This window comes from Amycolatopsis sp. CA-211722, assembly GCF_056828465.1.
Genome location: NZ_CP184752.1, coordinates 8,684,307 through 8,696,650 on the forward strand (window position 1 = coordinate 8,684,307; position 12,344 = coordinate 8,696,650).

12 protein-coding genes are annotated in these 12,344 nt (G+C 71.3%); 6 read left to right on the top strand and 6 right to left on the bottom strand.

All coding sequences use genetic code 11. The features are described from left to right. The first annotated feature begins 56 nt into the window (after positions 1-56). The gene (locus tag ACOCEP_RS39865) at positions 57-461 is read left to right on the top strand and encodes a hypothetical protein (RefSeq protein ID WP_482335100.1); all 405 of its coding nucleotides are present in this window, start codon (positions 57-59) and stop codon (positions 459-461) included. Here the strand turns inward: ACOCEP_RS39865 and ACOCEP_RS39870 are convergent. After that, on the bottom strand, positions 458-1,126 hold the full coding sequence (locus ACOCEP_RS39870) for an IspD/TarI family cytidylyltransferase (protein ID WP_482339909.1): 669 nt from the start codon (positions 1,124-1,126) through the stop codon (positions 458-460). The two genes, ACOCEP_RS39865 and ACOCEP_RS39870, sit on opposite strands and share 4 nt — an antisense overlap. A 93-nt stretch (positions 1,127-1,219) precedes the next feature. Here ACOCEP_RS39870 and cobT point away from each other — a divergent pair, with 93 nt between their 5' ends. After that, positions 1,220-2,296 (top strand): nicotinate-nucleotide--dimethylbenzimidazole phosphoribosyltransferase, encoded by a 1,077-nt coding sequence (gene cobT / locus ACOCEP_RS39875; RefSeq protein ID WP_482335101.1) that lies wholly within the window; start codon positions 1,220-1,222, stop codon positions 2,294-2,296. A gap of 96 nt (positions 2,297-2,392) precedes the next feature. On the opposite strand, the gene ACOCEP_RS39880 is transcribed toward cobT, so the two are convergent. Further along, the gene (locus ACOCEP_RS39880) at positions 2,393-3,496 is read right to left on the bottom strand and encodes a branched-chain amino acid aminotransferase (protein ID WP_457960775.1); all 1,104 of its coding nucleotides are present in this window, start codon (positions 3,494-3,496) and stop codon (positions 2,393-2,395) included. Between the two features lie 117 nt (positions 3,497-3,613). Here ACOCEP_RS39880 and ACOCEP_RS39885 point away from each other — a divergent pair, with 117 nt between their 5' ends. Beyond that, the gene (locus ACOCEP_RS39885; protein ID WP_482335102.1) at positions 3,614-3,934 is read left to right on the top strand and encodes a hypothetical protein; all 321 of its coding nucleotides are present in this window, start codon (positions 3,614-3,616) and stop codon (positions 3,932-3,934) included. Here the strand turns inward: ACOCEP_RS39885 and ACOCEP_RS39890 are convergent. After that, positions 3,931-4,557, bottom strand: a complete 627-nt coding sequence (locus tag ACOCEP_RS39890; protein ID WP_482335103.1) for a DUF402 domain-containing protein — start codon at positions 4,555-4,557, stop codon at positions 3,931-3,933. The genes ACOCEP_RS39885 and ACOCEP_RS39890 overlap by 4 nt on opposite strands. Then, entirely contained in the window at positions 4,550-5,404 is an 855-nt protein-coding gene (locus ACOCEP_RS39895) for a hypothetical protein (protein ID WP_482335104.1), read from the bottom strand. Before ACOCEP_RS39895 ends, ACOCEP_RS39890 begins: the two co-directional genes overlap by 8 nt. Before the next feature lie 122 nt (positions 5,405-5,526). On the opposite strand from ACOCEP_RS39895, the gene ACOCEP_RS39900 reads away from it, so the two are divergent. The 3 genes from ACOCEP_RS39900 (at position 5,527) to ACOCEP_RS39910 (ending at position 9,771) form a co-directional block, all read left to right on the top strand. Beyond that, a complete protein-coding gene (locus ACOCEP_RS39900; RefSeq protein ID WP_482335105.1) occupies positions 5,527-7,029 on the top strand; it encodes a leucyl aminopeptidase in 1,503 nt (500 codons plus the stop codon). A gap of 134 nt (positions 7,030-7,163) precedes the next feature. After that, positions 7,164-8,297, top strand: coding sequence for a nucleotide disphospho-sugar-binding domain-containing protein (locus ACOCEP_RS39905; protein ID WP_482335106.1), 1,134 nt, complete (start codon positions 7,164-7,166; stop codon positions 8,295-8,297). Between the two features lie 40 nt (positions 8,298-8,337). After that, on the top strand, positions 8,338-9,771 hold the full coding sequence (locus ACOCEP_RS39910; protein ID WP_482335107.1) for a cation:proton antiporter: 1,434 nt from the start codon (positions 8,338-8,340) through the stop codon (positions 9,769-9,771). 196 nt (positions 9,772-9,967) lie between these two features. Here the strand turns inward: ACOCEP_RS39910 and ACOCEP_RS39915 are convergent, their stop codons facing one another. Beyond that, on the bottom strand, positions 9,968-11,242 hold the full coding sequence (locus ACOCEP_RS39915; protein ID WP_482335108.1) for a class I SAM-dependent methyltransferase: 1,275 nt from the start codon (positions 11,240-11,242) through the stop codon (positions 9,968-9,970). A gap of 116 nt (positions 11,243-11,358) precedes the next feature. After that, positions 11,359-12,339 (bottom strand): DNA polymerase domain-containing protein, encoded by a 981-nt coding sequence (locus tag ACOCEP_RS39920; RefSeq protein WP_482335109.1) that lies wholly within the window; start codon positions 12,337-12,339, stop codon positions 11,359-11,361. Positions 12,340-12,344 lie beyond the last annotated feature (5 nt).

Here is a 12,344-nt window from a genome sequence, read left to right on the forward strand (position 1 = left end):
TGCTCTAGTACACCTGTTACTCTCCGAGAAGTTCCCGAAACCCGTTAGGGGGCTCGATGAACCACCTGAGCATCGACGAACTGCTCGAAGAGCTTCGAAGACGCCGGTGGGTCGTCTACATCTTCGGCCCCCGGGAGGAACCGGAGGTCTGCGCCGCGGTGTTCCAGTGGGACACCTGCGCCGACGTCCTCGTCCTCCGCGGGGAAGAACGGGCGAGCGCCTTCCGGGTCACGACCCTCCCGGACACGGACGTCTTCCACCCCGCGCTCGTCTCGTGGCAGTACCACTCGACGGCCGACTGGACCCTGCGCGCGGTCCTCACCATCCCGCCACCCGGCGACGCCGCCGCGCCGATCCAGTTGCTGCAACCACATCCGGACTGCGTGATCCCGATGGAGGCGCGAAGACCGGTCACCATCCTGCCCGCCATACCGGCCAAGGCCGACCAGGGAGATCCCTAACCTCGGCCGATCACCTGCTCGGCGACAACGAGGTCGTGCGGGTAGGTGATCTTGAGGTTCTCCGCGCTGCCCGGAACCCACCGCACCGGCAGCGCGGAGAACCTTTCCATGCACGAAGACGTGTCCGTGCCGACGAAACCCTCCCGCTCGGCCGTTTCGTAGGCTTCGAGCAACGGGGCGGCGCGGAAACCCTGCGGTGTCTGCACCCTGATCGCCCCGGGCAACACGCCGGAAACGGTGTCGCCGTCGACCCGCACGACGTCGTCGGCCGCGACGCCGGGCACCGCTCCCCCGTGACGCCGGGTGGCGGCGAGGACGTCCGCGATCAGTTCCGGGGTGACCAGCGGACGGGCCGCGTCGTGCAGCAGGACCGCGTCGATCTCGCCGCTTTCGATGCGGGAAGCCAAGTGGCGCAAGGCGTTCAGTTCCGAGCCCTGGCGTGTCGCGCCGCCGTGGACGAGTTCGACCTCGCCCGGATGCGCGGCGAGCACCTCGTGCGCGAGTTCGGTGTCCTGCGGCCGGACGACCAGCACGAGCACGTCGATCCCGGGCACGCGGGCGAAGGCGGCGAGCGACCACGCGACGATCCGTTCGCCCGCCACCGGCAGGTAGACCTTGTTGAGCTTGGCGCCGACCCGGGTGCCCGCGCCGCTCGCGAGCACCACCCCGGCGGCCTTCGTCTGAGCCACAGGCAACTCTTGCACAGGCGGGTGGGTAGGTTGGGCCCGGCCACCGAAGCGATCCGAAGGGGCAGGGCGTTGGACGACGAAATCCTCGAGTTCGCCGAAGTCGAGCAGCCTGATGAACACGCGCGCTCGGCGGCGATCGCCCTGCATTCGAAACTGATCAAACCGGCCGGGTCGCTGGGCAGGCTCGAAGAACTGGGCGTCTGGGTCGCGGCCTGCCAGGGCCAGTCTCCGCCGCGTCCGTTCACGCGGCCCCGGGTCGTGGTGTTCGCCGGAGACCACGGCATCGCCGCGAAGGGCGTCTCGGCCTATCCGGGTGAGGTCACCGCGCAACTCGTCGGCAGCATGCTGACCGGCGGCGCGGCCATCAACGTCCTGGCGGCGTCGGCGGGCGCGAGCGTCCGGGTCGTCGACATGTCCGTCGACAGCGACGCCCCCGCGACGCGGTCGATCGGCGAGTTCAAGGTGCGGCGCGGCTCCGGCTCGATCGACGTCGAGGACGCGCTGACCGACGAGGAGGCGCGGGCCGCCGTCCGCGCGGGCCGGGCGATCGCCGACGCCGAGGTCGACGGCGGGGCCGACCTGCTCATCGCGGGCGACCTCGGGATCGGCAACAGCACGCCGGCCTCGGTGCTGGTCGCCGCGCTGACCGGCAGCGAGCCGGTGGCCGTCGTCGGCCGCGGTTCCGGGATCGACGACAACACCTGGATGCGCAAGGCCGCGGCCGTCCGGGACGCGCTGCGGCGCGCGCGGACCGTACTGGCCGACCCGGTCGCGCTGCTGCGCACCGCCGCGGGCGCCGACATCGCCGCGATGGCGGGCTTCCTCGCGCAGGCCTCGCTCCGGAAGACGCCGGTGATCCTCGACGGGCTGGTCGCCTCCGCGGCCGCGCTGGTCGCCGAGGAACTCGTCCCCGGCGCGCGTCAGTGGTGGGCCGCCGGCCAGCGTGGCGGGGAACCCGCGCACGCGCTGGCGCTGGAGCACCTCGACCTGGAGCCGATCCTGGACCTGGACGTGCGTCTCGGCGAGGGGACGGGCGCGGTCGCGGCGCTGCCGCTGGTGTTCATGGCGACGCGGGTGCTCGCGGAGATGGCCACGCACGAGCAGGCCGGCGTCAGCGGCCCCCTGATCGAGGCCCCTCCCGCCTGACCCTCCTTCCGCGTTTAGTCCTCTAAATGCGGAAGTACGTGAAGGCCCCCTTCATTGCGTCTAGCGCAATGAAGGGGGCCTTCACGTACTTGAACGTCAGCCCAGCGGGTACATCCAGCCTTCCGGGGCGGGCCGGGTGCCCTCCTGGATCCCGGTCAGCGCGCCGCGCAGCTTCATCGTCAGCTCGCCGGGCTGCCCGCCCGCGACGGAGAACTCACCGCCCGCGTGCTTCACGTGCCCGACCGGCGTGATGACCGCCGCGGTCCCGCAGGCGAACACCTCGGTGAGTTCGCCCGAAGCCGCCGCCTTCTCCCACTCGTCGGTGGAGACGCGCCGCTCCTCGACCCGGTGCCCGAACGACTTCGCCAGCTCCAGCAGCGACTTGCGGGTCACGCCCGGCAGCAGCGAACCGGTCAGTTCCGGCGTGACGACGCGGGCCTCGTCACCGGAGCCGAAGACGAAGAACAGGTTCATCCCGCCCATTTCCTCGACCCAGCGCCGCTCGACCGCGTCGAGCCACACGACCTGGTCGCAGCCCTTCTCCACGGCCTGCGCCTGCGCGACGAAGGACGCCGCGTAGTTCCCGGCGCACTTCGCCTCCCCGGTGCCGCCTGGGACGGCGCGCACGTATTCGGTCGAGAGCCACACGCTCACCGGCTTCACGCCGCCGGAGAAGTACGAGCCGGCGGGCGAGCCGATCAGCGCGTAGAGGTACTCGTTCGCGGGCCGGTTGACGCCGAGCCCGGCTTCGGTGGAGATCATGAACGGCCGCAGGTACAGCGACTCGCCCGGCTTCGTCGGCACCCAGCGGCTGTCGACCGCGATCAGCTCGCGGATCGAGTCGAGGAAGGTCTCCACCGGCAGCTGCGGCATGGCGAGCCGCTCGGCCGAGTTGCGGAAGCGGATCGCGTTCGCGTCGGGGCGGAACGCCGCGATCGTGCCGTCGGGCTGGCGGTAGGCTTTGAGGCCCTCGAAGATCGCCTGGCCGTAGTGCAGCACGGAGGTCGCCGGGTCGAGCGCGAAGGGCGCGTACGGCCCGACGGTCGCCTCGTGCCAGCCCTGCTCGGCGCTCCATTTCACGGTCACCATGTGGTCGGTGAAGTGCAGGCCGAAGCCGGGTGCGGCCAATACGTCCGCGACGCGTTCCGGGCTCGCGGGGCTCGGGTGCGGGAGGTGGCTGAACTGCGTCGAGGTCGTCATACCCAAGACGATAACGCTTGGTCGGACCCACGTTAGTCGGACGTCCGCATATCTTTACCTCCCTCGATCTGTCCGTCGCGACGAACGCGGGAGGGCCCTCGCCCCTAGGATGGCGGCGTGACGTACAACCAGATGCAGCCCGCCCACCCGGCGCAACCGGCCAAGTCCGCCACCCCCGGCGCGGGGGCCGACGTCAAGACCTTCGTGACGGCCGTGCTGCTCACCTTCGGCACCGGCGTGCTGATGATGGACGGCTGGGCCCTGCTCGACAGCGGCTTCGGCGCGTTCCTCGGCCTGATCGCGGGCTTCTTCGGCATCTTCTGGTGGAAGAGCATCCACGGCAAGGTGTTCCCGCGCGAGCTCGGGACGAAGTCGGTGGTCATCCTCACGGTGGTCAACGTCGTGCTGGTGCTGCTCCTGCTCCTCCAGGTGAGCTAGAGCAACCCTTCGGGAAGGCCGGGCGCGGGCCAGTCCGGGTCGGGCCGGAAGTCGGTCCACGTCCCGTCGAACGGGAAGCGCCCGGCGTCCGCGAGCGCCCCGATCCGCTCGCCTTCGGCGCGCAGCCGCTCCAGCTGACCGGCGGTGATACGGCCGGCGAGGACGGCCTCCTCCGCCTCGTCCTCGTCCTTCCACTGCCAGCGTCCGCCTGGCTCGACGGCGACGTCGAGGATGCCGTCGATGCGGTCCGGTCCCGACGGCGTGCGCCCCAGCGGGACCTCGAGGTTGACGTACCAGTTCAGGAAACGGCCGCCGGCGTCGAAGAACCACCAGACCGACGACCATTCGTCGTCGGCGATGCGGCGCAGCGTCGAGGTGTCGCGCCAGAAGTCGGCCACGCGCACCCTCGGCACCCGGAACCGCTCCTGAAGCGGCGCCTCGCGGAAGAGCCGGCCGTCGGCGAGCCTGCTGCCGACGATGGGGGTGTCCGCGGGCAGCCAGCCGAGCAGCACGGTGCCGTCGTCGGAGATCACGCGCAGCGGGTGATGCTGGCCGATCGAGCCGTCCGGTCGCAGGAAGCGTTCGACGACCGTGTCGCCCGGGGTCCAGAGAGGATCACGCACGCCTTGCACGGTACCTACGGGCGCGGACCCGCAGAACCAGTTCGGCGAGCGTTCCCACTCCCGCGAGCCCGAGGGCCACGACCGGCCCAGCGAACGCCGCGGTGACGGCCACGATCAGTCCACAAGCGAGTGTCGCCTTCGGACGTTCCGGGGAAAGCCGCTCGCGGCCGTCGGTGAAGGCGTCCACCGCGACGGGGACGGTCGCCACGGCGGCCACGACGGTCAGCACCGGCAGCAGCGAGACCGCGTCGGCCGCGGCGAGGAGCTCACGGAACGACGTCGCCGAAAGCCCCAGCCGGACCGGTCCCAGCTGGTAGAGCGCGACGGCGGTGATCGCGACGGCCACGGCGCCCACCGCGGCGGCGCGGCCCGCGCCGGGGCGGCGGGGCAGCAGGAACGGCAGCAGCACCAGCACGGCGAGGCCGAGCCCCGGCACGGACGGCGGGTCCGGCGCGATGAACTGCGCCAGCGGCGGGATCCCGACGCAGATGGCGATCAGCGACGCGGCGGCGACCAGCAGCAGTCCGGTGATCCAGCGGGCCGCGTAGTCGCCGAGGCGGACACCCGCCAGGTCGGCGACGGTCACCACGACGGCGAACACCGCGGCGGCGGCTCCCGGCGCGGACGGGAAGACGTACTGGCCGAACGTCGTCGCGAACACCAGGACCAGGCCCAACCGCGAAACGGAACCCACGATCCGGCCGGGGCGGGTGTCGCCCACCGGCGGCAGCAGCGCCTCCGCCCCGACGGCGGCCACGGCCGCGACCACGACCGCGGCGAGCACCCAGTAGCCCGCTCCGGAGGTGCCCACCGCCAGTGCGATGAGCAGACCGCCAGCCAGCCGCACGCCGTCTCCCTTCCCGTACACGATCGGCCCCGCTGTTACCCCAGGTCCCGCTGTCATTAGCATGGCTCACGATCCAACCGGGCGGCCGCCCGGTACCACCGCGAACGCGCGAGGAGCCAGAAGTGACCGTGCCGAAGCTTGCCCTGACCGAGAACGCCGAAGCGGCGCTTGCCAAGACGCGCGCCGACGTCGTCGTCATCGGAACCCTGCAGGGCGAGGACGGCCTGGCCCTCGCCGCCGGCTCCTCCGTCGCCGATTCCGCCTTCGACGGCAAGCTCGCCGACGTCCTCGGCACCCTCGGCGCGTCCGGCAAGGCCGACGAGGTCGTCAAGGTACCGACGCTGGGCAAGCTGTCCGCCGGTGTCGTGCTGGCCGTCGGTCTCGGCAAGGCGGGCGCGGACGGCGTCACCGCCGAGCAGGTCCGCCGGGGCGCCGGTGCCGCCGCGCGGGCGCTGAGCGGGACCGACCGCGCGTTCGTCACGCTGTCGGCGATCGACCTGCAGGCCGCCGTCGAAGGCACCGTGCTCGGCGCCTACAACTTCACGGAGTACCGCTCCGAGAAGGGCGACGGCCCGGTCGCCAAGGTCGACTTCGTGAGCCCCGAGGAGGGCGCCGCCAAGGACCACAAGGCGACGCTGAAGGCCGCCGGCCTGATCGCCGAGTCGGTCATCGTCGCCCGCGACCTGATCAACACCCCGCCGAACGACCTGTTCCCGGCCTCCTTCGCCGACCGCGCGAAGACACTGGCCGAGGCCAACAACCTCGACTTCGAGGTCCTCGACGAGAAGGCCCTCAAGCGCAAGGGCTTCGGCGGCATCCTCGGCGTCGGCGGCGGTTCGTCGCGTCAGCCGCGGCTGCTGCGCATCGCCTACAAGCCCGCGAAGGCCTCGAAGAAGGTCGCGCTGGTCGGCAAGGGCATCACCTTCGACTCGGGCGGCATCTCGATCAAGCCCGCCGCGAACATGGACCACATGACCTCGGACATGTCGGGCGCGGCCGCCGTGCTCGCCTCGGTGGTGCTGGCCGCGAAGCTGAAGTACCCGCTCGAGGTCGTCGCGCACATCCCGCTCGCGGAGAACCTGCCCTCGGCCACCTCGTACCGGCCGGGCGACGTGCTCAGCATGTACGGCGGCAAGACCGTCGAGGTGCTCAACACCGACGCCGAAGGCCGTCTCGTGCTGGCCGACGCCATCGTGCGCGCGGGCGAGGAGAACCCCGACTACCTGATCGAGACCTCGACCCTGACCGGCGCGCAGGTCGTCGCGCTGGGCAACCGCACCGCGGGCGTCATGGGCTCGGACGAGTTCCGCGACCGGATCGCCTCGATCGCGCAGGCCACCGGTGAGGGCGGCTGGGCCATGCCGCTGCCGGAGGAACTGCGCGCCGACCTCGACTCGCGTCTCGCCGACCTGGCCAACGTCACCGGGCACCGCTGGGGCGGCATGCTCGCCGCGGGCATCTTCCTGCGCGAGTTCGTCACCGAGGGCCTGCCCTGGGCGCACATCGACATCGCGGGCCCGTCGTTCAACACCGCCGGACCGTGGGGTTACACCGGCAAGGGCGGCACCGGCGTCCCGGTCCGCACCATCGCGGCGGTCCTCGCGGACATCGCCGCGAACGGCTGACCTCCGCTCCCTGAGCGCGCCATGAACGGTCCGTTCCTTGCGAATTTCGCAAGGAACGGACCGTTCATGGCGTTCGGACCGGGTCGCAACCCACAAGACGCGGGTGCCGGACCGCGAATGCGACCTTGATCGATGTGCGCATTGCCTTCACCGCGATCGGTCTGCCGGGACACTTCTACCCACTGGTGCCCCTCGCCTGGGCGTGCCGGTCGGCGGGACACGACGTCCTCATGGTCACCACGGACGGCTTCACCGCCGCGGCCGTCCGGTCCGGGCTGCCGGTCGCCTCGTGCGGACCGGCGGCGGATTTCGTCGACCTGGTGACCCACGGCGGGGTACAGGACGAGGAGTACGCCAACGGGCGGGCTTTCGGCCGGATCGCCCGCCAGCGGCTCCCTCGTACCGAGCGGCTGCTCCGAGACTGGCGGCCCGACCTCGTGGTCAGCGAGCGCGCCGAATTCGCCGGCCCGATCGCGGCGCACACCCTCGGCATCCCCCAGATCGAGTTGCACTGGGGCCGCGCGGCACTGCCGCAGTACCGGATCGCCGCGGCCGACGAACTCCGGCCCACCCTCGCCGCCCGCGGGCTGGCCGGGCTGCCCGCCCCGCGTGCCTCGCTCAACCCGTGGCCGCCCGGGCTGCGGCTGCCCTACGCCGACGGGCATCTCAGCGTGCGCCACGAGTCGTACAACGGTGACGCCCTCGTCCCCGGCTGGGCGCTCGAACGCCGTACCAGGCCCCGGGTCTGCATGACGCTCGGCACCGTCGTCCCCCGCATCGGCGAGGACGTCGTGTCGGCGTGGCATCCGGTCCTGCTCGCGCTGGCCGGGCTGGACGTCGAACTCGTCGTCGCCGTCTCCGAGGCCGTGGCGGCCCGCTGGCCCGCCCTGCCGGACGCCGTGCGGCACTTCGGCTGGCTGCCGCTGTCCCAGTCGCTCGGCGCCTGTGACGCGGTGATCCACCACGGCGGACAGGGCACCACGCTCACCGCGCTCGCCGCCGGACGGCCACAGGTGATGCTGCCGGTCTTCGACGACCAGTTCGACAACACCGAGGCCGTGGTGCGGGCGGGCGGCGGGCTGCGCCTGCTGCCGGACGAGGTGACTCCCGCGTCCGTGGCCGCTCGTACCGCCGAGGTGCTCGCCCGGCCCGGGTACGCCCGCGCCGCGGCGGACGTGGCCGCCGAGATCGCCGTCCAACCGTCCACCGCGGACACCGTGCGCGTACTGGCGGACCTGGCGCGCGAGCCGCTCGGCAGAGCCGCCTGACCGGTTCGTCCCGACGGCACACGATGAGGGAGTGATGGGTATGTCCGAGCGAACGTCCGAGCGCGCGACCAGGCGATCGCGGCACGTCCGCGCGATCGCCGTCTACGGCCTGCTGGTCGTCGCGCCGGTGCTGCTGGCGGTCGGCCTGCTCGTCGGCGGGGGCGGCGAGGGCACTTCCGCGGCCGCGGTGGAGACCGTGACCGGGCATCCTCTCGCGCATCTCCTGCTCGCGATCGCGGTCGTGGTGGCGGCCTGCAAACTCGTCGGAGCACTCCTGCAGCGGATCGGCCAGCCGCCGGTCATCGGGGAGATCGCGGCGGGCATCCTGCTCGGCCCGTCCGCGCTCGGCGCCGCCTGGCCGGAGGGCGCGGCCGCGTTGTTCCCCGCTTCGGTACTGCCGGAGCTGAACGCCCTCGCGCAGGTGGGGGTCGTGCTGTTCGTGTTCCTCACCGGCCTCGAACTCAACACCCGGCTGCTGCGCGGCAAAGGTCATCTCGCGGTGGTGGTCAGCCACGTCAGCATCGCGGTGCCCTTCCTGCTCGGCGTCGCGCTCGCGATCGTGGCCTACACGCGGTTCGCGCCGGAGGGCATCGGCTTCCTCGCGTTCGCGCTGTTCTTCGGTGTCTCGCTGAGCGTGACCGCGCTGCCGGTGCTGGTCCGGATCCTCCAGGACGTCGGACTGTTCCGTACCGAGGTGGGTGTCGTCGCGCTGACCTGTGCGGTGGTGGACGACGTCACGGCGTGGACGCTGCTCGCGGTCGTCGTCGCCCTGGTGACGGCGTCTTCGCTGACCGGTGTCGTGGTGACGCTGGTGCTGGCGGCGGTGTTCATCGCGTTCCTGCTCCTGGTGGCCAGGCCGCTGCTGGAACGGGTCGCGCGGCGCACCTCCGAAAGCACCTTGCGCAAGCTGGCCCCGCTCGCGCTCGTCGGTGTGCTGCTGTGCGCGATGTCGACCGAATGGATCGGCGTGCACGCGATGTTCGGCGCCTTCATGTTCGGCCTCGTCTTCCCGCGCGACAACGCGGCGGAATCGTGGCTGCGCCAGAACACCGGGGGGCTGACCGCGGCCGTCCTGCTGCCGCTCTTCTTCGCCTACAGCGGATTGCGGACCGACATCGGCCTGCTGGCCGACGGCGGGCTGTGGCTGTGGTGTGTCGCGATCGTGTTCGTGGCCGTGGTCGGCAAACTCGGCGGTGCCGCGATCGCGGCCCGCAGCGTCGGCGAGACCTGGAACCGCTCGCTGCAGATCGGCACCCTGATGAACTGCCGCGGCCTGACCGAGCTCGTGGTTCTGAACGTCGGGCTCCAGCTCGGGGTCCTGTCCCCCACGCTGTTCACGATGCTGGTGCTGATGGCGCTCGTCTCGACGGCGATGGCCGCCCCGCTCGCGGCGTGGTTCGCGCGGCGGGAGGGGACGCTGGTGGAGGTGCCCCGGCAGCGGCGCTCGAGCCGGCTCCCCGTGCCACGCCCCTGACCGCTGGCACCGGGCTCGAAGACGTAACTCGCGTGATCGAACACGTAACTCGCGTGATTGAAGGCGTAACTCACGAGTTGCGCCTCTGATCACGCGAGTTACGTCTCTGATCACGCGAGTTACGTCTCTGATCACGTGAGTTGCGGGAAAGACGATGCCCCGTCGCGGGAAGCGACGGGGCATCGGCGGGTCGGGCTCAGGCCGCGGCGGAGTCCCGCCACCGGCTCGAAACCACGCGAGGCGACGGGATCGGCACCACGAACCGGCCGCCCGCGTCCAGGAACTCGTGCTCGTTCGCGATGATCTCGTCGGCGTAGTTCCACGCCAGCAGCAGGTAGTAGTCCGGAGGCGTGTCCTTGGCCTCCTCCGGCGAGCGCACCGGGACGTGCGTGCCCGGGGTGAGCTTGCCCTGCTTGCCCTTGGTGGTGTCGGTGACGAATTCGATCTCCGCCGCGGTGAGCCCGCAGAACTGCAGCAGCGCGCAGCCCTTCGACGGCGCGCCGTAGCCCGCGACCCGCTTGCCCATGGCGACCAGGCCGCGCACGAAGTCGCGGATGTGGTCGATCACCGACGCGGTGTTCGCCGCGAACTCCAGGTACGGCCGGTCGGTGAGCAGCCCGAGCTTCCGCTCGTGCCCGAGGATCGCCCCGACGGTCTCCCGCGTGGCCACGGGGCTGTCCTGAGGCGTGGCGAAGACGATGATCGACCCGCCGTGCACCGGCGCCCGCTGGACGTCGATCAGCCGGAGCCCGTGCGAGGCGAACAGCCTGTCCAAAGTGGACACCGAGTAGTACGAGAAGTGCTCGTGGAAGATCGTGTCGAACTGGTTCTCCGCCAGCAGATCCACCAGGTACGGCACCTCGATGGCGAGGACGCCGTCGTCGGCGATCACCGAGATCACCCCGTCGAGGACGTCGTGCACGTCCGGGATGTGCGCGAAGCACTGCCTGCCGAGGACGAACTTCGCCTTGCCGTGCTCGGCGGCCACCCGCGCCGCCGACTCGCGGCCGAAGAAGGCGGCACGCGACGGGACGCCCTTCTCGTTGGCGATCTCGATCAGGTTGCGGGCCGGGTCCACCCCGAACACCCGCAGCCCGCGGCGCTGGAAGTAGGTCAGCTGGGTGCCGATGTTGCTGCCCAGCTCGACGACCAGGTCGCCCTCGGTGAGGCCGGCGCGCTCGTGCGCCCAGTCGACGATCCGCTCCATGTGCCCCGCGATCAGCGCGGATTCCGAGGTCACGTAGACGTAGTCGCTGAACATCACGTCCGGCCGGACCTCGTGCCGGATCGACATCAGCCGGCAGTCCCGGCACACCACGACGTCCAGCGGGAAGGCGGGCTCTTCGGGGAGCGGGTCCGTCGGTTCGAGGAAACCGTTCGCCAGGGGGTGCGACCCGAACGAGTAGACCTCGAGCCAGTCATCGGCGCCACACACCCGACAGGTGTCGATTGTCCTGATGACGTCCTGCATCGTGCCTCCTGATGGAAGTGATCGTTCGCCTACTGGTGCTGCGGGCTGTCTCCGGATCCATGGTCGTCCGCGCACGCGAGGGCGGCGTCTCCTGACCTGCCGAGGAAAGCCGTGGTTCAGCGCAGGTCGGGAAGGCCGGCGCGCTCGTCGCGCTCGGCCTGCTCCAGCAGTGGTGTCAGGTCGTGGCCGACGTCGTCCAGCCACGCGTGCCGGTCCCCCACGGCGGCGAACCGGGCGGGCATGGTGCGGATGTCGAAGTCGGCGGGTTCGGCGGCGGCGAGCTCGTCCCAGGTCAGCGGGGCGGACACGAGGCCGCGCGCCGTGGGTCGCACCGAGTACGCCGAACCGACCGTCGCGGCGACCTGGTTGTAGTCGAAGTACACGCGCGAACCGCGGTTCTTCTTGAACCATTCCATGGTGACCAGATCCGGCCTGCGCCGGACGAGTTCCCGGCCCAGCGCGATCGCGGCCCGGCGGACGTCGGCGAACGACCATTTCGGCGCGATGGGCACCAGGACGTGCAGGCCGCCCTTGCCGGAGGTCTTGGGGCCGGCGGTCATCCCGGACTCCGCCAGCAGCGCACGCAGCTCCTGAGCCACTCCTGCGATGTCGGCGAAGGTGCGTCCGGGACCGGGGTCCAGGTCGATCTGGAGCCGGTCCGGGCGGCCGAGATCGCCCTCGCGGACCGGCCAGGTGTGAAACGTCAGGGTGCCGAGGTTCGCTCCCCACACAAGCACCGCGAGCTCGGTCGGGCAGACCTCGTCGAGGACGATGTCGTCGTTCACCGGGACGCGGACCGTCCGGACCCACTCCGGCGCGCCCTTGGGCAGCCGCTTCTGGAAGAACGCCGAGCCGCGCGCGCCGTTCCATTCGGTGAGCTTGGACTCCGGCTGCACACCGCCCGGCCACCGTTCGAGGGTGGTCGGGCGGTGCAGCGTCGCGGCCAGGAGCCCGTCCCCGACCGCGACGAAGTACTCGATCAGTTCGAGCTTCGTCGCGCCGAGGTCCGGGAAATAGATCTTGTCCGGATTGGACACTCGGACGGTGCGTTCGCCCGCGGGCGAACGCACCTGCAGCTCAAGGTACTTGGCCGCCATCCGAG